Genomic DNA, 22,928 nt, shown 5'->3' with positions numbered 1-22,928 from the left:
TCGCCGGGTCGAACTCGGTGGCGCCCGAGGCCGGACACCCCGACTCATCGAGGGAGAGCGCATGAGCATGAACGCGCCGATCACCGCGACCCGGCTCCGCGAGCGTGCGAGAGCCGGGGTCACCGCCATGCATGGGTTCCGACGTACGGCACTCTTCTGGCTGCTCGTGCTGGCCTTCATGGGCGTGAGCTTTCCCCTCGGCGAGATGCTCATCGCCCTGGTGCGGATCTACAACTGGCCACTGGTGCCGGCAGCCGGGTCGATCGCCGAGCGAGTCGCCGCCGTCGTGCTCGGCCTCATCGTCGCGGTCGTAGGAACCAGCTGGTCCTACTTCACCGCCACCCTCCTAGAAGGTCTCATGCACAAGCGCGCCGAAGTGCTCCTCCTGGTGCGACCCGCCGGCGCGGCAACGGTGACGCTACGACCCATGGGACGGTGGACCAAAGCCACCTCGCTCGCCGGATGGCCCCGCGGCACCGGGCTCGGACGCGAGATCGCCGAGCACGCTCGAGCACACGCCTGGCGAGCCGGCCACCCGCTCGCCGCGTACGCCGTCGCCCCCATGGCCAGACGCTACGAAGCCGCCGGCATGATCGTCACCCGCCGCTGGCTCGGCGGCCTATGGTGCCGAGTCGAAGACCACCACGGACCCGCCAGCATCGGTAACGTCAACGAGCAATCAGCGTGATCCGGTCGCTGTCCACCAGGTGGCGGGAGCGCGTTTCGTGTCGCCGGTCGCAGCAGCCCGCGACGTAAGCACCCCAACGGCTCCATCGTCCGGTCGAGATCCCACATCCCGACCGGAAAGGGCTACGACATGCCCGAAATCCTTGCCGAGCTCCTCCCGCCGGTGCGCTCCCCGAAAGTGTCGGTGTGCCCAGGCAGACTGACCTCTGTGACAGATGCCCTGGAGACCGCCATCGGCAGCCTCTCCGCTCCGAACGTGCCCCTCCCAGACGCCCTGCGAGGTCTCTTGGTCGTGAGCCGCCGGATCGGCGCGGAGGAGCTGACCCTCTGGTTGGGCCGCGAGCTCCGCGGCTACTACACGCAAGGAGACGCGGCTGGCCCAGATCTGCCGGCGTATCGGAGCGGGGGATGGCCCATCAGGCTTGGGTTCGACGGGCCGTTTCGATCCAGCATCACCTCGGCGATCACCGAGGAGGGTCTTCCCGAGCAGCTCCGTGGCTTCTCGGACGGAGTCGGCCTCCGGGAGCCGATCGCTGAGCTCGAGGCCCTTGCCGCCGGCGAAGACGACCCCGAGTACCCGCTCCCCGCAGGGTGGATCGCGATCTTCCGCCAGGCGATGAGTCGTAATGAGGTGCGGCACCCAATCGGGTACGTCCTCAACCACGCCTCTGTCGTCCTCCCTCGTACGCACCTGCGAGGGGTTCTCGACCAGATCCGCACCACGGCGCTCGACCTCGCTCTCGGCATCGAGGACATCGCCCCGGACGCCGGCGAAACCGGCGGCCCGACCATCGCGAACGACCCACGTCTCTACAAAGAGGTCCACGTACAGATGACGAACATCTACTCCATCGGCGGCCCGGTCACCGTGGGCGACAACGCCACCGTCTCGACCGGCGACAACGCCACCATCGCGACAGGTGAGGGCGCGACTGCCGTCCGCGTTGCGCCGGGCGATGTCGCGGGGCTGCTCCAGGCTGCCCGCGAGCTCCTCAAGGATGAGGGCGTGATCGCCCTCCGGGAAGCGATCCAAGCCGATGGCGGGGAGCCGGCCGCCGCTACGAAGTCATTCCTCGACCGAGTGAAGGCCGGCAGCTACCTCCTGGCGAGCGGTATCACCACGAACGCGGCGTACGCCGGCCTGGTGGATCTGCTGCAGCAGACCTTCCCGAACATGGGCAGCTGAGCAGGGAGCCCCACCTGTCAACGCATCACGAAGCTGCCAAGATCAGCTGGCGCGTGGGGAGTACATGATGACGGCGACCCCGACCAGGCAGATGAGGGCGCCGGCGACGTCGTATCGGTCGGGTTTGAAACCGTCGAGTGCCATCCCCCAGGCGAGGGAGCCGGCGACGAACACGCCTCCGTAGGCGGCGAGAATGCGGCCGAAGTGGGCGTCGGGCTGGAGGGTGGCGACGAAGCCGTAGATGCCGAGTGCGATCACGCCGGCGCCGATCCAGACCAGGCCGCGGTGTTCGCGTACGCCCTGCCAGACCAGCCAGGCGCCGCCGATCTCAGCGACGGCAGCGACGACAAACAGGGCGATCGATCGAAGGCTGTCCACACGGCGATCTTGTCAGTGACCGGTGCGAGCATCCTGGACTGCACCCGAGGGGCGTGGGGAGATGCTCAGGTCGACGGGACCGTTGCTGGCGCATGGGTCTGGGCGCGCTGCCTTGCGGTGCCGAGCCCAGACGGCGAGCAGCGCACCGGCCAGGACGACGGCCCCGAAGGCAAGGCCAGCGAACGCGACCGTAGCGAGCGTTGCGGCCAGTCCGGCACCTGCGATGCCGAGCAGGGCGAGGAGCGGGGGTGCGCAGCAGATCGCGCAGGCTGCGGTCCCGGCCCCGATGAGGTGCCGGTTCTTGATCCTCGTGCTCATGCGTCGGCCTTTCGGGTGGTGATCTCGACGAAGGGCAGCGGGCAGCAGTCGCTGCTCGCGCACTGGTGCAGGTCATCACAGCCGGCCTCGAGCGCAGCTCGTAGGTTGTCCCGGATCGCGGCGAGGTCGGCCATGCGGGCCTCGACCTCGAGGAGCTTGGCTTGGGCGCGCGCCTGGAGCCCGGAGTCGCGGCCGCGTCGGCGGCCCACCTCGATCAGGTCGGCCGCCTCGTCGAGGGTGAACCCGAGCCGTTGTGCGGCCTTGATGATCCGCAGTGTCTGCACGGCCCGCTCGTCGTAGAGCCGGTGGCCGCCGGGGCTGCGCTCGGGCTGTTCGATCAGCCCGCGCCGCTCGTAGTAGCGCAGCGTCTCGCGGTTGACGCCGGCCGCCTGGGCGACATCGTTGATCCGCAGGCTCACGCCGCCAGCTCCCGGGCTCGCTCGGCCAGTGCGTCGAGGATTTCCTGGCGGGCCGGCGGCACCGAGATGTCCAGGGTGAGGTCCTGGTCGGTGCCCTCGACGGTGAAGGCGAAGAACGAGCAGCACGACGTCTCGCGGGCCGTCAGGGCACGGACCCGCTCGGCGAGGCCGTCCTCGCCGGCAAGGCGCATCCGTACCTCGTCGCCGCGCCGCTCGACGCTACGGACGGTGGAAGCGAACAACGCATCGAACTCTGCCAGCCGCAATGGCCGCTCGGTGGTAGGCATCGTGCAGGCATCGGTGTTCAGCAAGGTCTCCATGCCGCAACCGTAAACCTGGACCCAGGTACAAGTTGCAAGTCGTCGGAAGGAGAGGGGTGTTCGGAAATCGGCCGTTTGCTGTCGCAGCAGGCCTTGACAAAGCAGCGCCAATTGACTCTATTATCGCCGAATGGCGATGATAGAGAAGAGTGCGGCGCCGGTCGACGCGCATGAGGTCGACGAGGCGGCCGCTGGCCGGGCTGCAGCCTGTCTGTTCCGAGGGATGGGTGATCCCTCGAGAGTGGCGATCTTGCGCCATCTGCTGCTGGGTGAGCACAACGTGGCCGAACTGACAGCACACCTCGGCCTGGCGCAGTCCACGGTGTCCAAGCACCTCGCCTGTCTGCGGGACTGTGGCCTGGCCGAGTCCCATCCATCCGGGCGGTCCTCGGTCTTCTCCCTGGCGCACCCGCAGGCGGTGCTGAAGCTCTTCGCCGCGGCCGAAGAGCTCCTGGCCGCCACTGGCGACGCCGTCGCTCTGTGTCCCACCTACGGCGAAGAGGCGAACCGATGAGCACTCTCGCCGACCACGTGCACGCGGTGACCTACGTCGAGGATCCGAAGCGTCGGCAGCAGCTCGGCCGCCGTGCCCAGCTGCTTGCGGCCGCATCCGTGACCTACAACCTCATCGAGGCGGTCATTGCCATCAGCGCTGGACTGGTGGCCGGCTCGATCGCCCTGGTCGGGTTCGGGCTGGACTCGGTCGTGGAGGTCAGCAGCGGGCTGATCATCCTGTGGCAATTCCGCCACCCACTGCCCGAGTCCCGAGAACGGCGAGCGCTGCGCCTGATGGCGCTCTCCTTCTTCGCCCTGGCCGCCTATGTCACCTTCGAATCGGCTCGGGCTCTGATCGGTGGCCACGAACCCGACCACTCCACAGTCGGGATCGCCCTCGCCGCGGCCTCACTGGTGATCATGCCGTTCCTGTCGTGGGCACAACGCCGCACCGGCAAGAGCCTCGGATCCAACGCGGTGGTGGCCGACTCCACCCAAACCCTGTTGTGCACCTACCTCTCCGCGGTGCTGCTGGCCGGCCTCCTCCTCAACACCACCCTGGGCTGGTCCTGGGCCGACCCCATTGCCGGCCTGATCATCGCCGCCGTCGCCGTGCGCGAGGGCCTGGAGGCCTGGCGAGGAGAAGGCTGCGCCTGCGGCCCCACCCCTGCTGGCTCCATCCCCGCAGATTCAGCCAGCACGAGCTGCTCGGACGGATGCTGCGCCAGCGAGAAGGCGTGACCAGAAACGGCCGAAGTCGAACGCTCTCTCGGCACATCCCGGGGAGCGGGTCGGGGAGCAGGGGCAAAACGAGGACCGCGAGCCCCAGGTCTGTGCCGGGGCCCGCGGCCGATGGCGCACATCGTGGTGTCACGCTCCCGAGAAACTGCAGGGGAGTAGGCACCCAGACCGCACTATTGATGCGCCACGGTACCCACGCCTGCGCCTCGGATGCGCGAGGCCGAGGAGCTCGCGTGCGTCGCGAAAACGGCGAAGGGTCGCGCTGAGCACCTCAGGGCCGGTGGTGAGGCATGGGGGCGGGGCCGCTCTAGGCCATGAACTTCAGAGCGGCCCCACGCGCGGGCCTGCCGCGACCACCTGGGTATGTGTGGCCTTTGCGAAGGGATGGCTTGGCCCGGCCTTGAACGTAGGCCGGACTGTCCGTCCTCGCAATCGCTATTGGTGCCAATACCCGATCGGGGGGAGGCCGCTGCCGTCCAGAATCGGCCATTTTCGAGCCCCCGCGGTACGCACGACCGCCACGCGTTCTAAACCCCCGTCCGCAACTCGGTGCGCTGAACCATCGCCCAATGCGTCACCGCGCTCAACGGGTTCGCTGAGGCCGGCTACGCCGCGGACACCGGTGGCCCCTGGGGCAGTCAGCCGCGCAGACTCGGCTTGGCAAACAGTGCTGGCTGGAAGGTCGCGACCGACGGCTTGACTCTGGAGTCGGCTCCAAGGTTTAGCGTGACCGCGCACCCCGGCCGGTTATCGCGAGTACGACGACGCTGCCATCGACCGTCTGAACTTCATCCAGGGCGCCCAACGCCTCGGCCTGACATTGACCGACATCCGCGACCTGCTGTCTGTGCGGGATACCGGCGAGTGTCCGTGCGAACCGGCCGAGCAACTGCTCGCCCGCCGGATAGCCGAGATCGACACCCAGATTGCCCGGCTGACGTCCCTGCGCACCGAGATGGCCGCCATGCAAGAAGCCCTTCCTGCCGGAGACTGTCCCCCGCCGACGCCGGGGACATGGCGCCCAACGAAGGGAGGTGACGACTCATGATCAAGCACGTGACCATCGACTGTTGCGACGATCCGACCTGCCCGCCCGAGGAGTGCGGCTGCGACTGCTGATCTCGCACGGGGAGGGGGCCACCCGCGGCCCCCTCCGCAGGCCGGTAGGACGGCGGTGCTGGGGCCAGTCGTCGCAAGTAGGGGTGAGGCTCGGGCCGGTGTCCGGCGTGGTCCGTCACACTGGCTTGCATGACTGCCGCTACGACATCGGCGGTGCGAGTCACCGCCCGCCGCCAGTCGGTGACATGGCCTTTCGCGGCCGGAGCGCTGATCGGGATCCTCGGTGGCCTCATCGGGCTGGGCGGCGCCGAGTTCCGGTTGCCGCTGCTGATGGCGCTGTTCGGGTTCGCCGCACTCCAGGCGGTCATCTTGAACAAGGCCATGAGCCTGGTCGTGGTGATCGCGGCGCTGCCCGCCCGAGCCTTCGCCGTCCCGTGGGACGACGTCGCCGGCCACTGGTGGATCGTGGTGAACCTGCTCGCCGGGTCCCTGGTCGGCGCCTGGGCGGCCGCGGGCTGGGCCACCCGGATGCACTCACGCACCCTGCACCGCGTCCTTGCCCTTCTCCTCGTGGCGATCGCCCTTGTGCTCGCCGGCACCCACTACGCCCAGCTCGGCAGCCTCGACCTCCCGCCGGCGGCCCGAGTCATCGCCGGCGTCATCGCCGGCGTGCTGATCGGCATGGTCGCCGCCTTCATGGGCGTCGCCGGTGGCGAGCTCCTTATCCCCACCATCGTCCTGCTCTTCGGAGCCGACATCAGGCTCGCCGGCAGTCTCTCGCTGCTGGTGTCGCTCCCCACCATGCTCGTTGCCTTCACGCGCTACAGCCGCGATGGTGGGTTCACCGTGCTCCGGCCGAACCTGCGGTTCGTGGCCCTCATGGGAGCAGGCTCCGTCGCCGGTGCCGTGGCCGGCGGTGTGCTGCTGCAGTACGTCGCTGGACCTGCCCTGATCGGGGCACTGGCCCTCATCTTGCTCGTCTCGGCTACCAAGGTGTGGCGCCATTCCGACGACACCTGAGCGGCGGCTCCGCAGAGCGGTCTGAATCATCACGTCCCCAGGGCCGCTTCCGCCGATAGTTACCTCTATCGGCGGAACCACCCCGCCGGGACCGCCGATAGAGCGGCCCGAGACTGTCGGTGCTCAGCGGTAGCGTCGCCGGCGACCTACCGCCGATAGTGCGATCCGCCGTCGATCGCAGAGGGGAACCGCCATGACCGCCCACCAAGGCGACCTGGAGAACTGCAGCCTGACCGGTGAGCTCACCTGGGTCGACAGGGCAGCAAGCGGTGTTTTCGCCGGAACGGCCTCCATGGCTCTCGGGGCTGGTCTCGATCCGGCTACGGCCTCAGCTGTGGCGCTGTTCGTCACCCCGGTCGCGACCGAGGCGCTGAATGCGATCCTCAGTCACCACACCAAGACGCAGTTCGCGAAGGCCGGCGCGGTTCTGAGCATCGCGGCCGACAGACGCCAGGTGGATCCAGACCAGCTTGCAGACCTGGCCGACAATCCGTCGAAGGAGTTCCTGGTGGCGACCGCCCTACGTGCTGGTGCGAACTCGACGATGCCGGCGAAGGTTGTTGCGTTGGGCAAGGTGCTGGCAGAGGGACTGTCCAACGACGACGCCAAGGTCGACACCGCCACGATGCTCGCACTCGCCTTCGGTGACCTCGAGGTAGCGCACATCCGTGTGCTCGACTACCTCGCCGGCGAGGCTGGTCCACACGGTCCGAAGAGGGCGGTGTCCGTCGTCGACTTCCTCGAGGCCAACCCGGGCTACGGATCTTCGATCTCGGCCATCGTGGCGACCCTTGAACGCCACGGGATTATCCGGACCGACGGAGAGCCGCTGAAGAACCTCGCATGGCGAGTCACGCACATGGACCACGCCCAGCTTCCGTATCGCTACGGCGTCACCGTGTTCGGGCACGAGCTACTGGCTCGACTCCGCGAAGCCGTCGATGGGCCAGCCGCGGTGCAGCCTCTCGCCGCTGAGGACGAGCAGTGACCGCGACCTCCAGCCGGCCCACGCTGCAGAAGCTCCCCAGTGCGTACGCCGCCCACCTGGAGCGCCTGCCGATCTCGGAGCACACCCGGCGCAGCTACGGCCAGGCGGTCACTGGGTTCGTCGACTGGCTGCCGTTTCAGCTCAAGCACGACTACGACCAGGTGGTGGCCGACCCGATCGCGGCCACCCACGCGGTGCGCGACTACCGCCGCTACCTGCTCACCCAGCGCCGGCTGGCGCCGAAGTCGGTCGACGCGGCGATGACCGGCATCGCGAACCTCTACCTGTGGTTCGGGATGCCGCGCCCTGACGTACGTTCCGCGGCCCCGAGCCGCCGGCCGGCGCCGCAGTCGCTCGAGGAGGACCAGGTGCGCGACGTGCTGCGCGCGGCCGAGCGCCGCGGGATCCGCGACCACGCCCTGGTCAACCTGCTCCACGCCTCCGGCGTACGCATCTCCGAGGCTGTCGAGCTCGACGTCGACGACGTCCCGTTCGGCGAGCGCAAGGGCATCGTCCATGTCCGTCTGGGGAAGGGCGAGAAGCCGCGCAGCATCCCGCTCGCCGGCCCGTCGTCGGCGCTGCGCGCGCTCGCGGCCTGGTGCGCCCACCGGCGCGACCAGCTCGGCATGCCCGACGACGCCGGCCCGCTGTTCGTCTCCCGCCGCGGCGAGCGCCTCGCCGAGCGCTCGATCCGCGACGTCGTGACCAAGGTCGGCACCGCGGCCGGCGTCGAACTGAGCCCGCACACCCTGCGGCACACCTTCGGCCGCGGCCTGGTCGACAAGGGCGTCGACCTCCCCACGGTGGCCACGCTGATGGGCCACAACGACGTCAACACCACCATGGTCTACACCGGTCCACGCACCGACCACCTCGAGGCGGCCACCCGGCTGATCGCGGTCGACTACTGAAGGAGCACCACCCGCGCGTACGCGCGGGTGGTGGCACCCGCGCGTGAGACGGGCTACTGGTGGTCCCGAGGAGTTTCCGGAGCAGGCAGCTCGGCCTTGATTCGCTCCCACTCCTTGTCCTGGTCTGCCTGCTCTTGCGCACGCTTCTCCAGGAGCCGGTCAACAGCCTCCTCTGAGTAGCCGGAGGCCTCGATCCTCTCGCCGTCTCGCTCGATGACGAAACGCTTCGAGTCGTGGCGCTTGATCATGGTGTTAATGACCGATGCGAGCGCCGCGAGCCCACCGCCCGCGCCCAGGGCCACGACCGCCTCAATGGCCAACTGCGGCCCCGAGGAGAACTCCAGCAGCTCGCCGTGAGCGAGATCGTGCTCGTCGAGCAGCGCTCGCACCTCATCGGCGATCGACGGAGACATGCGGAGGTTGAGCGAGCCGTCGCCAGGATGCCCGAGCGTTACGTAGAGCTTGAGCGTGTCGTCGGTCATCGAGAGCTACTCCTTACGGGCAGGGAAGGGGTTCGATAGAAGCCGGGACCTTGGTCCCAACCCTTAGCGACGAAGAGTAGTTACTTTTTCGTAAGTTTCGGAACTTGGGTTTCGTAAGTTTCGCAATTAGCCTAGCCTCTACTTCTACGAGAAGGTACGCGAGAACGTTTGGGAGAAGGTTCTCGTTTAGTTCCTAGCTCTCTTCCCCGTTGAGTCAGAGGTGAACAAGATGACCGCAGTTGCGCACGAGAACGCCCTCCCGAGCGAGGAGCTTGCCGAGCAGAGCGCCGAGGTTCTTAGTTTCATCAAGGCCCACGAGTCTCGGCACGGGAAGAAGCCGGAGCCGACCTACTTCCTCTGCGGCGCCGATGAGCACGACCGAGTCGAGCTGACTGAGGGCATCTACGAGATGTTCAAGGACCTCATCGGCGCGCTGGCCGAGCGGAAGTCGGTTCAGATCCTTGCGCTCGACCAGGAGCTCACCACCCAGCAGGCAGCCGAGCTCCTCGGCCTGAGCCGACCCACCGTGGTCAAGCTCATCAAGTCGGGCGAGATCCCGGCACACGTCCCCGGGGTGAACCGCCGCAAGCTGCGGCTCGCCGACGTCCTGGCCTACAAGGACCTGCTCTACAAGCAGCGCAACGAATTCATTGCTGAGTCCTCGGCCGCCTACGAGGTCGACGAGGACCTGGTCGACGTCGACGATCTCCTCAACGAGGCGCGTAAGAACCACTGAAAGCCCGGTCGAGTGTCGCAGGTGTCTGCGACACTCGACCGGTGTTCCGCGCTGTTCTCGATACCTGTGTGCTCATCCCCAGCATGCAGCGCGATTTCCTGCTCCAGTTGGCCACCGAGGGTGCCTACTCGCCGCTGTGGGGGAGCGGCATCATCACCGAGCTCGACTACGTCCTGGAGCGCCTCGACCAGGCAAAGGGCCGTGACCCAGAGGAGAGCGCGAAGTACCGCCAGCACCTGCTCGAGCAGATGACGCGCTACTTCCCTGGCTCGACGATCGAGGCCCCGAAGACGCGCGAGTACCACTACGACATCGCCGACCCCGACGACGGGCACGTCGTCCATGCAGCGATCATCGGCAAGGCCGACGTCATCGTGACCAGCGACCAGCGAGCTGGGATGGAGACTTCGTCGGTGCTGGCTGAGGCCGCTGTCGACGTCCTGTCTGCCCATGACTTCGCCGCAAACACGGTCGCCGCCCACCCTGAGGCCGGCGCCCGGGCGGTCCTGGCGATCTCTACGCGGCTGAAGAACCCTCCACGCTCGCCAGCGGAGCTGCTCGAGCTGCTCGCCACAAAATGCAACATGTCCGAGGTCGCCGAGATCCTTTTGCCGCTGTTCGCCGACTGACAGATCCTGCGTTCCCCGCACCCAGCGGCCGCTGGTGTTCGAGTGGGCTGGGCCGACTTGGCAACTGGACCCCCAAGGAGCCGGCCAAAACTGTCGGTGCTCGTCAATAGGGTGCGGGGTATGACGAATCTGACAGGGCTGGAAGCAGCTGACGAGTTCGATGAGATCGCAGAGGCTGGTCAACTCGAGGAGCCGGCGGCCGACCAGGTCGAGGAGCCGGCAGAGGCCGACGAGATCGAGTTTCTGCCTCCGGACAACGGCGATCACCAGCTGCGGCAGTTGGTCGCGGCGATCAACAAGAGCCCCGGCCTGGAGGTCCCGTTCACTCTTCACGTGGGCGGCGGCATCGTGACGGGGAGTCTTGTCTCGCTGAGGACGTACGCAGCAGGGGTCGCAGAGACAATGCGAGCTGCGAACCCTGATTCGCCTATCGGCGACGCGTTGGCGGGATACTTCGATTCGATGGTGGAGGAGCACGAGGCCGCGCGCGACGAGGACGAACATCCCGACGAGTGGGTGAACACGCGCTGCGTTCACCTGCGTGACGCAGTGTTCTGCGACTCGAAAGGCAACCGCGGAACGACGATGCCGTGGTGGCGTGGCCGGATCGGCGCTGTAGCTGGCTGGAGCATCGGGTTCAGGGGCGACCCCGACGATCGGGCGAACTGAGCCGGACATGCCTGCTGATCCGGACCTCATGGAGGAGATCTACGCCTTCGCCCGCGCCCGCGCCGTCGAGCGCACCCAGCGGAAGGGCATGGATCTCCAAGCTCGCCAGTTCGCGACCTCCGACCTGCGGTACCTCCAGACCGCGTACGCCAAGACCAAGTGGGACGGGACCAATGCCGCGATCTCGGCGGCCATCGACGTGTTCCGCAAAGCAGCGATGAGGGATAGCGACCACCCGGACTACGACCCGATCTGGACGCTGCCCGAGAAGTAAACTTGCCCGTGGGGTCGCTGCGCTGGCTCCTACCGTCCTTGAGAGGGCTGTAGGGCCTGGAGGAAGCCCAATGACCACACCGCGCCCGCGTCCCGAGCTCTCACGAACGGACGGCATCACCGCCGCTCGGCTGACCGGCACCGCCCAACGTCATGCCCGTGCCGGCCGCGAGCTCACCGAAGACCAGATCGCCACCGCGATCGCCGAGCTGCTCGGGATCGCCACCGAGCCCTACCAGCCACCGCGGCGCGGCCGACCTGGCCGACGTCGCCGGCTACGCCTCGACCCGCTCGAGCACGCCGCCGGCGGCCTCCTCGGAGGCTGGCTTCACAGCGACGTCTCCGGCTGGGACGGCCGCGCAGCCGCGCAACTCCTGATCCGCGCCGGCGCGGATCCCAAGACCGTGCAGGCGTACGCCGAGGACGTGTGTGAGCGCCGAGACCGTGAGCAGGGTCTGTCTGGCATCGGGAACCCACAGCCCCCACACCGGTAGCCCAACCAGCGCGGCTACTTCATCGTCGAGCGCACCTGTACGGGGCTCACGACCGGGCGTGCTGGCCGCGCGGGTGGCGCCTGACGGTCATGACTCCCGACAGACTCCATGGCGCCCGCCAGTTCATCGTCGCAGTGCTGAGTGCGGCCGGACCGCCCGCTCAGCTGTCGTGCCAGAAGTGGGTCAGCGCCAGGACCAAACGACCCACCCCGACCACGAAGTTCGCGAAGGCCAAGCCTGTACGGATTCGGCCCGCGCGGTCCTCTCTGCGGCACTCTGGGCTGCCAGACCGGCCGACGTGCTTATCATTGTTTGTCATCACAGTTCCTACCTCGTGAAGGGCTGGAGCCTGCGAGACATTTGCGGTCATGAGTTGCAGCTCATGACCGCGTCTCGCATTTGGACCATGGTCTTTCATCTCACGCGTATGCGCATCAGGTGCCGCGGGGTTTGATGCGTTTTGCCTGGTGGCACGCCGACTTCGTGTCAACCCGTGGCACGTCGTACCGCCCTGTCATCAGGCAAAACGCAATGGCTTAAGACCATGAGCGGGGTCTGGCTGAGCAGCGAGAACCCGCCGCCCGGGTGGTCCACCCGGCGCGGCTACTTCAACCAGAACACCTGCTCCCAGACCATCGCCGGCGCGTACGATCATCTTGTCCGTGGGGTCGCTGCGTGGCATCTACCGTCCTCGAGAAAGGCTGTAGGGCCAACCGCCCAACGTCACGCCCGCGCCCACCCCGAGCTCACCGAAGACGAGATCGCCGCCGCGATCGCCGAGCTGCTCGAGATCGCCACCGAGCCCTACCAGCCACCACGCCGCGGCCGCGCAGCTCCTTATCCGCGCCGGCGCGGATCCCGTGACCGAGCAGGTGCACGCCGAGGATGTGTGAGTGCCGAGCTCGTGAGCGGGGTCTGTCTGGCGCCGGGAACCCGCGGCCCCAACACCAGTAGTCCACCGGCGCGGCTACTTCAACCAGAACATCTGTTCCCGGTCGTGGTGACCTCGACGTTCGCGGATGACATGATAAGTGTCATTATCATGTCATGATTTGGTGACTGATCTGGCGCGACCGAGAGGGGTTCCGAGGTGGCCGGCAAGCGACTGCAGCAGTCTCGTCGACGCGGTGGGCAGCTCCCCGCAGGCGCGAAGAGCGTCGCCGGCACAAGCCGGTGGGCCAACCCGTACCGGCCGACCAGCGGCCACCGATCGCCCGAGGCCAACGCGGCCGCGGTCGCGGCCTACCGCGACCACCTGTCCGAGCACCCCGAGCTCGTCGACCAGGCCCGTGAGGAGCTCGCCGGCTACGACCTGGCCTGCTACTGCGAGCCCGACCTGCCGTGTCACGTCGACGTGCTCCTGGAGATCCTCGCCGCGGGCACGGAGGTGCGGCCATGAACGAGGACATCGACCAGGGCGACCGTGAGGCGGAGGCCGTGACGGCCGCGAACGTCCCCGAGGCGGAGGTCGAGCCGGTCGCCGGCGAGATCGTCGAGGCCACGCTCGACGACGTACGCGCGACGTTCCTTGAGCCGCTGTGGCAGCTCCCGCGCGAGCAGCGCGCGGGAGCGCTGAGCCAGCGCTTCCTGCTGAGCTACTCCGGGCACACCCGCCGGGCGTACGGGCTCGATCTGATCGACTGGTTCAGCTGGTGCGCCAGCCTCGGCATCGACCCGCTCGACGCGAACCGAGCCGCCGTCGACGGCTACCGCCAGCACCTGGAGACCAGTGCGGCACCGGCGACGATCGCGCGCCGGCTCTCGACCCTCGCCGGCTTCTACAAGTACGCCGTCGCCGAGGGAGTGCTCGCTAGTTCCCCGCTCGAGCACGTGAAGCGGCCCGGCATGCCGGCCGACTCGCCGACCTTGGGTCTGGACCGCGTCGAGGCCAAGGCGCTCCTGGCTGAGGCCGGGGAGCACTCCTCGCGCGCACTCGCGCTGGTGGCCCTCCTGCTGCACGACGGTCTGCGGATCTCCGAGGCGCTCAACGCCGACGTCGAGGATCTGGGGTCGGTCCGCGGTCACCGTACGCTCAGCATCACCCGCAAGGGCGGCGCGCGTCGCGACGTCGTGCTCGCGCCGGCGACCGCAGCGGTCGTCGACGCCTACGTCGGAGACCGGGGGCCCGGCCCGGTGTTCACCACCAAGAGCGGCAACCGGCTCGACCAGCCCGGGGCCTTCCGGCTGATCCGGCGGATCGCGAGGGCGGCCGGGATCGAGCACGCCGACCGGATCTCCCCGCACAGCCTGCGGCACACCTTCGTGACCCTCGCCCGCGAGGCCGGCGTCCCGCTCGAGGACGTCCAAGACGCGGCCGGCCATGCCGACCCGCGCACCACCCGGCGCTACGACCGGGGCCGACACAACCTCGACAGGCACCCGGCTTACACCCTGGCGGCCTTCCTCGCCGACTGAGATGACCACCGAAAGGGCGGTCTGGTCCCTGGGCGCGCCGTCGCGACGTACGCGGATCTTCACGCAGGACCGTTCAGTCCCAGTGCCCCTGCTCCTTGGGGCACTCGGGCACGCCGCCTACCTCGAGCTCCGGAAAGGCCTCGTCGACGGTAGGAGCTGCGGGATCGTACCGAGGAGCGTTCACGCTGCTAACCGGCCGGATTCGGAGAGTCCTGCCTCCCGGCGAACGCCACTCGATGACGTTGACCATCGCTCGCCTGACGTCACTCCGGTACCAACGATCGTGATCGTAGAACTGGATTAGGCCGCAGTTCTCGCAGGGGCTTTCATCAGCTGGTCCTGTGATGAAACCCCACCGATGGTTGCGCCGGCCCCGCCCTCGCCCTGGCTGAGGACCGACGCCGCAACATCTCCCGCAAGACCAAGAAAGGCCTTGACGCTGCACGCCGCCGAGGACGCGTCGGCGGCCGACCAACCGTCGTCGACGACGACAAACACCGCGCGATCATCGCCCGCCGCGCCGAAGGCCCAGAGCCTGCGGACCATCGCCAGAGGCACCGGAATCAGCCTCGCCGTCGTGCACCGCGTCACCACTGAGCATGAGACCCAGAACCACTCCGAGCCGCCTGAAACCGCCTCGGAACCGCTCCCAGCGAACTGACAAGCATTTCGGGACGACCCTGGTCGCCTCGAAATTCACTCAGCGTCGATCTTCTGCGTCGATCTGAGGCCCAGTCGTTCGCCGCCAGCCGTGGAGCTCCGGGCCTACAGGTAGCGGCAGACCTGGTCGGCGGTGCAGGTGTCGGGCTCGGGGTCTGAGGCTTCGTCGCGAAGGGTGGCGAGGTTGTCGTGCAGCGCGGTCAGCTGGGCGATCTGTTTTTCGATGTCTGCAAGGCGTGCGTCGAGCAGGTCACGGACGTGGCCGCAGGGGGCCTGGCCGTGGTCGCGGATGTCGAGGATCTGCCGGATCTGGGCCAGTGTGAGCCCGGCCGCCTGGCCGCGGTGGATGAAGTCGATACGGGCAACGGCCCCGGACGTGTAGTCGCGGTAGCCGGTCGGGGTGCGTTCGGTCGGCGGCAGCAGGCTCTGGTCTTCGTAGAACCGAAGGGTCTTGGTGGTGGTGCCGGTCTTCTCGGCGAGCTCCCCGATCCGCATCCCGTTCTCCCATGTGTCGCAGGTCGCTCTTGACCTTCCCCTGTACTGGAAGGTCCAGTATTGCCGCATCAGATGAATTTCCCAACCAACCGGAGAGGTATCGCGATGAGTCCGACGTACGACCTTGCAGTGATCGGGTCAGGTGGCGCAGCGTTCGCCGCAGCGATCCGCGCGAGCGGGCTGGGCAAGTCGGTGGTGATGGTCGAGCGCGGCACGTTCGGCGGCACGTGTGTGAACACCGGGTGCGTGCCGTCGAAGGCCCTGATCGCTGCCGCCGAAGCACGCCACGTCGCAACGGACGCGGGTACCCGGTTCCCGGGCATCGCTGCCACCGCCTCCGCGGTAGACATGCCGGCGCTGATCGGCGGCAAGCAGGACCTGGTCGAGGCGCTGCGCGATGAGAAGTACGTCGACGTCGCCGACGCTTACGGGTGGCGCGTCGCGCAGGGCGAAGCCTCGTTCACTGGGACCCCGGAGGCGCCGCTGCTTCAGGTCACCGCAGCCGACGGCAGCGTCGAGGTCATCGAGGCCGCCCACTACCTGGTCGCCACCGGCGCGAAGCCGTGGACCCCGCCGATAGAGGATCTGGAGGAGGTCGGCTACCTGACCTCCACCACGGCGATGGAGCTGACCGAGGTGCCGGAGTCGCTGCTGGTACTCGGCGGCGGGTACGTGGCCCTCGAGCAGGCCCAGCTGTTCGCCCGTCTGGGGTCGAAGGTGACTCTCCTGGTGCGGTCCCGGCTGGCATCGAAGGAGGAACCGGAGGTCTCCAAGGCACTGGCCGAGGTCTTCGCTGACGAGGGGATCCGGGTTGTGCGCCGGGCCCAGCCAACGAAGGTCACACGCGATGACTCGACCGGCCAGGTAGTCGTGACCGCGACCGTGTCCGGGGGCGTGCAGGAGTTCAGCGCCGACCAGGTTCTGGTGGCGCTGGGCCGCCGTCCGGTCACCGACGGGCTCAACCTCGAGGCGGTGGAGCTGAAGACCGGCGAGTCAGGGGAGATCGTGGTCACCGACCAGTTGCAGTCCTCCAACCCGCGGATCTGGGCTGCCGGAGATGTCACCGGGCACCCCGAGTTCGTCTACGTCGCGGCCTACCACGGCACGATGGTGGCCGAAAACGCTTTCGCCAGCGCCGAACGGTCGGTGGACTACACCCGCCTACCGCGGGTGACGTTCACCAGCCCCGCGATCGGCGCAGTCGGGATGACCGAGGCCCAGGTGCTCGGGGCCGGGATCCGCTGCGACTGCCGGGTCCTGCCGCTGGGCTACGTGCCCCGGGCGCTGGTCAATCGCGACACTCGTGGGTTCATCAAGATGGTCGCCAACGCCGATACCGGCGAGATCCTCGGCCTCACCGCGGTCGCTAAGGACGGCGGCGAGCTCGCTGCGGCCGGCGTCCACGTGCTCGGTAAGACCATCACAGAGGTCGCCGACTCGTGGGCCCCGTACCTGACCATGGCCGAAGGCATCCGGATCGTCGCCAAGGCCTTCACCACCGACGTCTCGAAGCTGTCCTGCTGCGCCTGACCCCGCGCACCAGACAGCCCACGCCACCCACTTACGAGAAGTGAAGGAATTGCAATGTCGAACCTCAGCATCGACCTGACTGACCGGCTGGCCAATACCGAGGAAACCGGCCTCGACGCCGGCCTGTTGATCCCGCTGCTGCGGCTGCTCGTCGACGGCAACCCCGTCACCGTCGAGCAGCTCGCCACCGCATCGGGCCGAACCGTTGGCGACGTACGCAGTGGCCTGGGCGCCGTGCCGGACACCGAGTACGACGACCAGGGCCACATCGTCGGTCAGGGCCTCACCCTGCGCCCGACCCGCCACCGGTTCACCGTGGCCGGTGAGGAGCTCTACACCTGGTGTGCCCTGGACACCCTGATCTTCCCCGCCCTCATCGGGCGACCGGCTCGCGTCGAGTCGGTTTCGCCCGTCAGCGGCGAGACGATCCGAGTCACCATCGACCCGACCGCCGGCACCACCGTGGTCGAGCCAGCAACCGCGGTGGTGTCCCTGGTCAACCCCCGCCAGATCACCTCGATCCGCTCCATGTTCTGCAACCAGGTGCATTACTTCACCTCTCCTGAGGACGCCGCCGACTGGCTGGCTGGCCACCCGGGCGCCGAGATCGTCTCCGTCGCTGAGGCATACCAGATCGGCATCGCTCTCAACGCGAGCTTCCATGACCGAGCTCAGGCCGAGTCCGTCAACAACACCGGCTCCCCCGCCTGCGACTGCTGACACCAATCGCCATTGGACAGGACCGAAACACCGATGAAAGACAACCGTGGCCACCGGTCTGGAGGCGGCGGCGTGCTCCTGGGTGTGGGCGCCGCGATCCTTATGATCGCCTGCTGCGCGCTCTTGCCCCTCCTGATCGCCGGTGGCGCCATCGCGGGCCTCGGCGGCTTCATCCGCAACCCGTGGGTGGTCGGCGTCGGGATTGCGGTGCTGGTCCTCGTCGTGATCACGAGCGCCAAACGACACCGCCGCTCCGACGACCACGACTGCTGCCCGCCCGCTCCGCCCACCCTGCCGACCCGGAACGACGACGCCGACACGAAGGACGACCAGAACCGATGAAGGTCACCCAGATCCGCCGCACGGCCCTCCCAATGGCCGCGGCCCTGGCAGCTGCGAAGCCGCCACCGCCGCCGAGAACGCCCTGCGGACCACTCACGGCGCCACAGGCAGGCACCGAAGGGCCTGCGCCCGGCCCGCAGCAGGGAGGGCGCTGCTGCTGACCAGAGGCCCGGCCAGCCTCAGTTAGCGTTTCAATCCTGGTCCGATCCTTCTCGACCCCGTACTTTGCCCCTGGGGACACGTTCGGGAGTTCCGGGCCGTCATGCTCCGTGTGCCGCTCGCCGCTGCCGCGCGAGCTGCTTCCCGTAGAACCCGTCGGGTGCCGAGATGATGCGCCTCGTCGCGTCCTCGATGTTAGGTCGCTCTTCGTAGACCGTCTTCATCGTCTGGCACGGGCAGTCCAGGGTGCCGCGGCCGAGGGAGATGCACGTCTTGCAGCGGACCAAGACGATGTCATCACCGTCCTCGATAACCTCGCGGTAGGGCACCAGCTTGCAGTCGTCGTAGGGGTCGACGAGGTGGAGCAAGTCCACTCGCATCTCTCCGCAGCAGGTGCAGCGGCTGCCGCGGATATGGAGCGCGGCGAGCTTCCGCAGCCGCGCACGGCGCTTGGCAAGAGGAGTGACGATCGTCGGTGTCACCGCTTGGACCGAGGCGATCGCGGCCTGGGCCGCGGGCACGAACTCATCGCTGGGCGCGAGATGGATCGCAGCTCGCAACTCGCCAACGGCGACATCCATCGCCGGCGACAGTCCGTCGAGCTGGTCGGCGAGGTGGGTCAGGAACGCGACCAGGTCTTCCACGTCCTGCCGGAGCTTCGTGACGACGTCGATCATCTCGACGACTTCGCTGTGCAGCTGCTCGACGTTCTCAAACGGTTCCAAGATCGATCCCCCAAGGATGCGGACGTACCCGAGTGCGACTCGCGAAAATCGTCTCACGCTGTACGTCCGTTTGCACCCCGGCTCTAGCAGGGCCAGGTGCTGAGCCCGAGCAGTTGCCAGCCTTCGGGGACCCGGGCGTCCACGGCCTCGCGCGCTTCGGCGTAGGTCGCGCGGGTAACGGTGATCTCCTGGCGCTGGCCGTCGTCGACGCCGTCGACGGGCTTAGGTCGTGCCTTGGCGTAGAGCGTCACCAGGTCGGATTCGGAAGCCACGAGTAGATCGTACGTCTGTTCGGTCCCGGCCCGCTCAGTGCAGCGGCTCGTCATGGAAGGCCTCGAGCAACTGCGTCGCGGCCGACGAGGCGGCCATGATCTGCTGGTCGTCGCTGCCGCACATCCGAAGGCAGGTGGTCGCCACCGCCTCGGCCATCCGGGGGCCGGCGGGCTCGCCAGCGCAACGCACGTTGATTACGGTGTCGACGACCTGGACGAGCATCTCGCCCAGGCTGCGTCGACCGACGAGGTCGACGATCGTGGCTCGCGCGATCGAGGCGCCAAGGCGACCGTAGGCATCGACGAGTTCGGACCGGTCGTTGCGGAACTGCTCGAAGGCCGCGCTGCTGGTGACGTCGGGGAGGCGGGAGAGCACGCCGATGTTGTTGGGCGCGGTGGCCAGGGTGCGTACGTCGACCAGGGCGAGGAGGTAGAGCGCCGTCTCGTGGGTCTCGGGTGGGACCAGCTGCTCGATCTTGTCGATCTTGTCGACCGTAGGTCGCACCGACCGCTCCAGCAGCTCGGCGAGGATCTCGTCCTTGTTCGCGAAGTGGTAGTAGAGCGAGGCCTGCCGGATCCCGACAGCGTCCGCGATCTCGCGCGTCGAGGTGGCCGCGAAGCCACGCCCGACAAACAGCCGCGCTGCAGCGTGGAGGATCTGCTCCCGGGGCGGTGCGTCGCCGCCGTACGCGATGTGTCGCGGCCGACCAGGTCGACCACGCCGCGGCGTCATCGGGCACCTCCCTGCAGCGCCAGGTCGACGACACCGTCGCGCTCATCCTCGTGACCATCGGAAGCCACGCTGTAGTCGTGGCTCTTGCTGGCCACCTCGCGGTGCTCGCGGGTGACGGTCCGATACTCGTCGAGGACCAGCTCCTCGGGAGCGGCGCCACGATCGAGCTGGTTCGCCAGCGTGAGCGCAAGCGCAGCCCGCGCTCGCCTCGCCGACTCCGTCTGCTCCTGGCGGCGCGCGCGGAGTGCCGCGCCGGCGTCTGCGGCCCACATCAGCTGGCCGCCGTGACATCAGAAGTGCGCTGGTTGGTGCTCAGAACTCTCATGGGTCTACACCTCGAACTCGGGCTATCCGGTTGTCCTTACTTCATCTTGCCTAGCCTGGCTAGCCAAGTCAATAACGATTGGTCTATTCAACCTAGGCAAGTTGTTACGCTGGTGCGGTGAGCCTTGACCCCGACGACCCTCGACCGCCGTATCAGCAGATCGCCTCGGCGCTGCGCGCCGCGATCCTGACCCGCAAGATCGGGCCGGGCGAGAAGCTGCCGAGCCAGCACGAGCTGAGCCAGACCTACGGCGTTGCTCGGATGACCATCCAGCAGGCGCTGCGAGTCTTGAAGGACGAGGGCCTCACCGTCTCGCGCCAGGGCAGCGGCGTGTTCGCTCGCGTACGTACCGAGCGACCCGTCGGCCTGCGGCCGCACATCGAGGCGGCCTTCGAGGCCGAGCACGTCACCATCGACTTCGTGGGCTACACGTCGGAGACGTTGTACGGCGTGCTCGCCGAACCGCTGGACAAGGTCCGCGCCGGCCGGCTGACGCCGAAGTCGCTGCAGATCCGGCTGCTGCTCTCGGACATGAGCCGGCCGCTGTCGCTTCCCGTGCTCGCCAACAACCGGCCCGAGGACTCAGCCGCGGTCCGTGCCCGGATGGCCGACATCAGCGCTCGCTACGCCGGCGCGCTGCACGAGAGCGTCCTGGAGCTCGCCGACCTCGAGCTCATCCCCGAGGCGAGCATCGAGACCCGCCTCCATGGCACGGCACCCTTGTCAAGGCGTTCATCATCAACGGCACCGACGTCTTCTTCGGCTTCTACCCCGTGGTCGCTCACGACGTACGCATCGACGGTGAGACCGTTGCCATCCTCGACCCGATGGGCAAGGATGCCGCGATGTTCCAGCACACTGATGACGGCGACCCAGAGGCCGCCGATACGCAGTTCGTCGACCAGACTCGGCGCTGGTTCGACAGCATCTGGACCACGGTCGCGACCGAGGAACAGAGGTCACTACGACACCGACGACCTGAGGATCGTGCGCACGGCGAAGGAGCTCGCCGAGTTCGGGAGACAGGCGCGCCATCTGCCGCGCACCAGTGACCACCGCGGCCAAGCTCCTCGCCGACGCCGAGGCGCTCCTGCTCGACTTCGACGGGCCCCTTGCTCGGCTGATGCCGACGCCGGTCAACGCGCGCGCCGCGGACGCGGCTCGCGAAGTCATCGGCCAGCTGGACCTTCCGCCGGCGATCGCCACGACCACCGACCACCTGGCAGTCCTGCGGCACGTCCTCGAGCACCATCCCGAGCAGGTCGCTGAGGTCGAAGAGGCCTGCACCCGGGCCGAGGTCGCCGCGGCTCGCACCTGTGCCCCGAGCGTCCACGCCACGAACCTCTTCGAGCTCATCAGCCGCCGACGCATGCCGGCCGCGGTCGTGAGCAACAACTCCGACCAGGCGGTCATCGCCTTCCTCGAGCGCCACGGCTGGACCCGACACGTCGCCGTGCTCTCGTGTCGTCGCCCCGACGATGTCGGCCGGCTGAAGCCGGATCCGTTCCTGGTGCAGCAAGCGCTGCGCTCGCTCCGGGTCGACCCTGGCGAGGCGCTGTTCCTCGGCGACACCACCAGCGACGTACGGGCCGGCGCGGCCGCCGGCGTCGGCGTCCTGGCGTTCGCCAAAGACGAGCACCTCCGCAGCGAGCTCACGCGCGCCGGCGCGGCGGCCGTGACAAGCCTCGGTGATCCCCGAGGCCTCGAAGCGTAGACTCGGTCGCCTAGGGGTCGATCCAACTACTGGAGGCGACCCCTTGCCATACCCGCACCACCGCGAACGCCGCTACCCGCCGACGCCGTACCCGCCGCACTCCACGGCGACTGACGCGTATCGGACGGCGTACGACCTCGGCATGAAGCACCTGGGCACCATCAGCGGCCCAGACGTCCTCAGGTACGACGCCGGCCTGACGCCCGGCTCGCCGGAGCAGCGCGGCTACCGCGACGGAGTCACGGCCGCGTACGTGCGCCTGCAGAAGCTCGAGAAGTTCGGACGCGAGCAGGCCCATCGCGACCTGGCCGAAGCGATCGAGGAGCGCCGGCGATCGGCGCATCAAGAGCGTCCTTACTGACCGGCTAGATGGTCAGTGACACCCCGACGAGCCCATCCAGGAACCAGAGCCCGAATCCGCCGATCCCGATGATCAGGATGAGCCAGCCCCAGTCGTAGCTGCGCTGGTTCGGGGTGCTCTCGATGAGCAGGAGTCCGCCGACTCCGATGGCGGTCAGAGCGAACAGCAGGACGGTCATGGTTCCTCCGGGGTGTCGGTTCGATGGCTCGGTCCGACCCGGATCTCGGGTCTTCCCTCGGCTCCGTTTCGGGGCCGATCGTCTGCCACCTGTCGGTGACGGACCTCTGCCATCTCGGAGCTGTCGCACACCTCCCCGCTGCCCCCGATACCGGCTAGGACCAGGGCGCGGCGGAGTGCGTCAACCCGAAGGGCGCGGGCACGAAAGTTCTGACGCGAAATAAGCGAGCGCGAGCGAGCGCGTGTCAGAAGTTTCGGGGTCGCGGGGCGCAGCCCTTGACGCAGTCTGTCGGGTCCGGATGATGTCTCGCCGGGGGCAGCCCTCCCCCGTTCCCGCGCCCGCAAGGGCGGCCCGCGGAGCGGGCCATCGTTGTCGGCGCCCGAAGGGTGCCGGCAGTCCGTCGCGAACCAGCTCTGCGGCGAACCGAACGCTGCGCGTCTCAAGGCACTCCGTGAGCAAGTAGAGGAACAGATATCTGATCCTTGCGGCTGTCG

The 22,928-nt window shown here is 68.1% G+C and carries 33 protein-coding genes and 1 pseudogene; 21 read left to right on the top strand and 13 right to left on the bottom strand.

Translation table 11 applies throughout. The features are described from left to right. Positions 1-61: 61 nt before the first annotated feature. On the top strand, positions 62-688 hold the full coding sequence (locus ACZ6WN_RS29865; RefSeq protein WP_179661751.1) for a hypothetical protein: 627 nt from the start codon (positions 62-64) through the stop codon (positions 686-688). Positions 689-817: 129 nt separating this feature from the next. Beyond that, on the top strand, positions 818-1,873 hold the full coding sequence (locus tag ACZ6WN_RS29860; protein WP_465869888.1) for an AbiTii domain-containing protein: 1,056 nt from the start codon (positions 818-820) through the stop codon (positions 1,871-1,873). A 42-nt stretch (positions 1,874-1,915) separates the two neighbouring features. Here the strand turns inward: ACZ6WN_RS29860 and ACZ6WN_RS29855 are convergent, their stop codons facing one another. From ACZ6WN_RS29855 to ACZ6WN_RS29840, 4 genes are read right to left on the bottom strand one after another with little or no spacing between them, the layout of a single operon-like run. Beyond that, on the bottom strand, positions 1,916-2,251 hold the full coding sequence (locus tag ACZ6WN_RS29855; protein ID WP_179661749.1) for a YnfA family protein: 336 nt from the start codon (positions 2,249-2,251) through the stop codon (positions 1,916-1,918). Positions 2,252-2,263: 12 nt separating this feature from the next. Continuing rightward, positions 2,264-2,569, bottom strand: a complete 306-nt coding sequence (locus ACZ6WN_RS29850) for a hypothetical protein (RefSeq protein WP_465869887.1) — start codon at positions 2,567-2,569, stop codon at positions 2,264-2,266. Continuing rightward, positions 2,566-2,988, bottom strand: coding sequence for a MerR family transcriptional regulator (locus ACZ6WN_RS29845; RefSeq protein WP_179661832.1), 423 nt, complete (start codon positions 2,986-2,988; stop codon positions 2,566-2,568). The genes ACZ6WN_RS29850 and ACZ6WN_RS29845 overlap by 4 nt, the downstream gene beginning before the upstream one ends. Continuing rightward, positions 2,985-3,308, bottom strand: a complete 324-nt coding sequence (locus ACZ6WN_RS29840) for a hypothetical protein (RefSeq protein ID WP_179661831.1) — start codon at positions 3,306-3,308, stop codon at positions 2,985-2,987. Before ACZ6WN_RS29840 ends, ACZ6WN_RS29845 begins: the two co-directional genes overlap by 4 nt. 130 nt (positions 3,309-3,438) lie before the next feature. Here ACZ6WN_RS29840 and ACZ6WN_RS29835 point away from each other — a divergent pair, with 130 nt between their 5' ends. The 6 genes from ACZ6WN_RS29835 to ACZ6WN_RS29810 all read left to right on the top strand — a co-directional run bounded on the left by ACZ6WN_RS29835 (position 3,439) and on the right by ACZ6WN_RS29810 (position 8,522). Further along, positions 3,439-3,822 (top strand): ArsR/SmtB family transcription factor, encoded by a 384-nt coding sequence (locus ACZ6WN_RS29835; RefSeq protein WP_246322218.1) that lies wholly within the window; start codon positions 3,439-3,441, stop codon positions 3,820-3,822. Beyond that, a complete protein-coding gene (locus ACZ6WN_RS29830) occupies positions 3,819-4,544 on the top strand; it encodes a cation diffusion facilitator family transporter (RefSeq protein WP_179661830.1) in 726 nt (241 codons plus the stop codon). Before ACZ6WN_RS29835 ends, ACZ6WN_RS29830 begins: the two co-directional genes overlap by 4 nt. Before the next feature lie 772 nt (positions 4,545-5,316). Continuing rightward, entirely contained in the window at positions 5,317-5,592 is a 276-nt protein-coding gene (locus tag ACZ6WN_RS29825) for a MerR family DNA-binding protein (protein ID WP_179661837.1), read from the top strand. 200 nt (positions 5,593-5,792) lie between these two features. Then, complete coding sequence (locus ACZ6WN_RS29820; protein WP_179661829.1) at positions 5,793-6,623, top strand: sulfite exporter TauE/SafE family protein; 831 nt, start codon at positions 5,793-5,795, stop codon at positions 6,621-6,623. A 193-nt stretch (positions 6,624-6,816) separates the two neighbouring features. Then, positions 6,817-7,611, top strand: coding sequence for a hypothetical protein (locus ACZ6WN_RS29815; RefSeq protein ID WP_179661828.1), 795 nt, complete (start codon positions 6,817-6,819; stop codon positions 7,609-7,611). Continuing rightward, positions 7,608-8,522, top strand: coding sequence for a tyrosine-type recombinase/integrase (locus ACZ6WN_RS29810; protein ID WP_465869885.1), 915 nt, complete (start codon positions 7,608-7,610; stop codon positions 8,520-8,522). Before ACZ6WN_RS29815 ends, ACZ6WN_RS29810 begins: the two co-directional genes overlap by 4 nt. A gap of 53 nt (positions 8,523-8,575) precedes the next feature. Here the strand turns inward: ACZ6WN_RS29810 and ACZ6WN_RS29805 are convergent, their stop codons facing one another. Then, positions 8,576-9,004 (bottom strand): hypothetical protein, encoded by a 429-nt coding sequence (locus tag ACZ6WN_RS29805; protein WP_179661825.1) that lies wholly within the window; start codon positions 9,002-9,004, stop codon positions 8,576-8,578. Between the two features lie 229 nt (positions 9,005-9,233). On the opposite strand from ACZ6WN_RS29805, the gene ACZ6WN_RS29800 reads away from it, so the two are divergent. The 7 genes from ACZ6WN_RS29800 (at position 9,234) to ACZ6WN_RS29770 (ending at position 14,220) form a co-directional block, all read left to right on the top strand. Continuing rightward, positions 9,234-9,740 carry an excisionase family DNA-binding protein gene (locus ACZ6WN_RS29800; RefSeq protein ID WP_465869883.1) on the top strand — a complete coding sequence of 169 codons (507 nt, stop codon included), beginning with the start codon at positions 9,234-9,236 and terminating at the stop codon, positions 9,738-9,740. 41 nt (positions 9,741-9,781) lie between these two features. After that, positions 9,782-10,369: a PIN domain-containing protein gene (locus ACZ6WN_RS29795; RefSeq protein WP_179661823.1), complete on the top strand. Its 588-nt coding sequence runs from the start codon at positions 9,782-9,784 to the stop codon at positions 10,367-10,369. 120 nt (positions 10,370-10,489) lie between these two features. Next, positions 10,490-11,038, top strand: a complete 549-nt coding sequence (locus ACZ6WN_RS29790; RefSeq protein WP_465869882.1) for a hypothetical protein — start codon at positions 10,490-10,492, stop codon at positions 11,036-11,038. A gap of 7 nt (positions 11,039-11,045) precedes the next feature. Further along, entirely contained in the window at positions 11,046-11,312 is a 267-nt protein-coding gene (locus ACZ6WN_RS29785; RefSeq protein ID WP_179661821.1) for a hypothetical protein, read from the top strand. Positions 11,313-11,382: 70 nt separating this feature from the next. Beyond that, complete coding sequence (locus ACZ6WN_RS29780; RefSeq protein WP_179661820.1) at positions 11,383-11,805, top strand: hypothetical protein; 423 nt, start codon at positions 11,383-11,385, stop codon at positions 11,803-11,805. A 1,090-nt stretch (positions 11,806-12,895) separates the two neighbouring features. Further along, positions 12,896-13,204 carry a DUF4326 domain-containing protein gene (locus tag ACZ6WN_RS29775; protein ID WP_179661819.1) on the top strand — a complete coding sequence of 103 codons (309 nt, stop codon included), beginning with the start codon at positions 12,896-12,898 and terminating at the stop codon, positions 13,202-13,204. Next, positions 13,201-14,220 (top strand): tyrosine-type recombinase/integrase, encoded by a 1,020-nt coding sequence (locus ACZ6WN_RS29770; RefSeq protein WP_179661818.1) that lies wholly within the window; start codon positions 13,201-13,203, stop codon positions 14,218-14,220. Before ACZ6WN_RS29775 ends, ACZ6WN_RS29770 begins: the two co-directional genes overlap by 4 nt. Positions 14,221-14,520: 300 nt before the next feature. Here the strand turns inward: ACZ6WN_RS29770 and ACZ6WN_RS29765 are convergent, their stop codons facing one another. Next, positions 14,521-14,778 carry a hypothetical protein gene (locus tag ACZ6WN_RS29765; RefSeq protein ID WP_465869880.1) on the bottom strand — a complete coding sequence of 86 codons (258 nt, stop codon included), beginning with the start codon at positions 14,776-14,778 and terminating at the stop codon, positions 14,521-14,523. Between the two features lie 207 nt (positions 14,779-14,985). After that, on the bottom strand, positions 14,986-15,375 hold the full coding sequence (locus ACZ6WN_RS29760) for a heavy metal-responsive transcriptional regulator (RefSeq protein WP_179661817.1): 390 nt from the start codon (positions 15,373-15,375) through the stop codon (positions 14,986-14,988). A 105-nt stretch (positions 15,376-15,480) separates the two neighbouring features. On the opposite strand from ACZ6WN_RS29760, the gene merA reads away from it, so the two are divergent. From merA to ACZ6WN_RS29745, 3 genes are all read left to right on the top strand, one after another. Continuing rightward, positions 15,481-16,905, top strand: a complete 1,425-nt coding sequence (gene merA / locus ACZ6WN_RS29755; protein ID WP_179661816.1) for a mercury(II) reductase — start codon at positions 15,481-15,483, stop codon at positions 16,903-16,905. Positions 16,906-16,959: 54 nt separating this feature from the next. After that, positions 16,960-17,625 (top strand): organomercurial lyase MerB, encoded by a 666-nt coding sequence (merB, locus tag ACZ6WN_RS29750; protein ID WP_179661815.1) that lies wholly within the window; start codon positions 16,960-16,962, stop codon positions 17,623-17,625. A 72-nt stretch (positions 17,626-17,697) separates the two neighbouring features. After that, positions 17,698-17,967 (top strand): hypothetical protein, encoded by a 270-nt coding sequence (locus tag ACZ6WN_RS29745; RefSeq protein WP_465869878.1) that lies wholly within the window; start codon positions 17,698-17,700, stop codon positions 17,965-17,967. 260 nt (positions 17,968-18,227) lie between these two features. Here the strand turns inward: ACZ6WN_RS29745 and ACZ6WN_RS29740 are convergent, their stop codons facing one another. The 4 genes from ACZ6WN_RS29740 to ACZ6WN_RS29725 form a co-directional block, all read right to left on the bottom strand. Continuing rightward, positions 18,228-18,851, bottom strand: a complete 624-nt coding sequence (locus ACZ6WN_RS29740) for a hypothetical protein (RefSeq protein ID WP_179661813.1) — start codon at positions 18,849-18,851, stop codon at positions 18,228-18,230. Between the two features lie 83 nt (positions 18,852-18,934). Further along, positions 18,935-19,123, bottom strand: coding sequence for a hypothetical protein (locus ACZ6WN_RS29735; RefSeq protein WP_179661812.1), 189 nt, complete (start codon positions 19,121-19,123; stop codon positions 18,935-18,937). Positions 19,124-19,157: 34 nt separating this feature from the next. Continuing rightward, complete coding sequence (locus tag ACZ6WN_RS29730) at positions 19,158-19,856, bottom strand: TetR/AcrR family transcriptional regulator (RefSeq protein ID WP_179661811.1); 699 nt, start codon at positions 19,854-19,856, stop codon at positions 19,158-19,160. Then, the gene (locus ACZ6WN_RS29725) at positions 19,853-20,128 is read right to left on the bottom strand and encodes a hypothetical protein (protein ID WP_179661810.1); all 276 of its coding nucleotides are present in this window, start codon (positions 20,126-20,128) and stop codon (positions 19,853-19,855) included. The genes ACZ6WN_RS29730 and ACZ6WN_RS29725 overlap by 4 nt, the downstream gene beginning before the upstream one ends. A 170-nt stretch (positions 20,129-20,298) precedes the next feature. On the opposite strand from ACZ6WN_RS29725, the pseudogene ACZ6WN_RS29720 reads away from it, so the two are divergent. Further along, positions 20,299-20,457: pseudogene (locus ACZ6WN_RS29720) on the top strand (GntR family transcriptional regulator); the annotation flags it as partial. 306 nt (positions 20,458-20,763) lie between these two features. On the opposite strand, the gene ACZ6WN_RS29715 reads toward ACZ6WN_RS29720, so the two are convergent. Continuing rightward, the gene (locus ACZ6WN_RS29715; RefSeq protein ID WP_465869896.1) at positions 20,764-20,889 is read right to left on the bottom strand and encodes a hypothetical protein; all 126 of its coding nucleotides are present in this window, start codon (positions 20,887-20,889) and stop codon (positions 20,764-20,766) included. 340 nt (positions 20,890-21,229) lie between these two features. Here ACZ6WN_RS29715 and ACZ6WN_RS29710 point away from each other — a divergent pair, with 340 nt between their 5' ends. Both ACZ6WN_RS29710 and ACZ6WN_RS29705 read left to right on the top strand, forming a co-directional pair. Next, complete coding sequence (locus ACZ6WN_RS29710) at positions 21,230-21,895, top strand: HAD family hydrolase (RefSeq protein WP_179661809.1); 666 nt, start codon at positions 21,230-21,232, stop codon at positions 21,893-21,895. 43 nt (positions 21,896-21,938) lie between these two features. Next, the gene (locus tag ACZ6WN_RS29705) at positions 21,939-22,256 is read left to right on the top strand and encodes a hypothetical protein (protein ID WP_179661808.1); all 318 of its coding nucleotides are present in this window, start codon (positions 21,939-21,941) and stop codon (positions 22,254-22,256) included. A 4-nt stretch (positions 22,257-22,260) separates the two neighbouring features. Here the strand turns inward: ACZ6WN_RS29705 and ACZ6WN_RS29700 are convergent, their stop codons facing one another. Further along, entirely contained in the window at positions 22,261-22,434 is a 174-nt protein-coding gene (locus ACZ6WN_RS29700) for a hypothetical protein (protein WP_179661807.1), read from the bottom strand. Positions 22,435-22,928 lie beyond the last annotated feature (494 nt).

The organism is Nocardioides sp. NPDC054178, from assembly GCF_055585005.1.
Note: the sequence above shows the minus strand (reverse complement) of the source record. Positions and strands in the feature narration are given on the sequence as shown.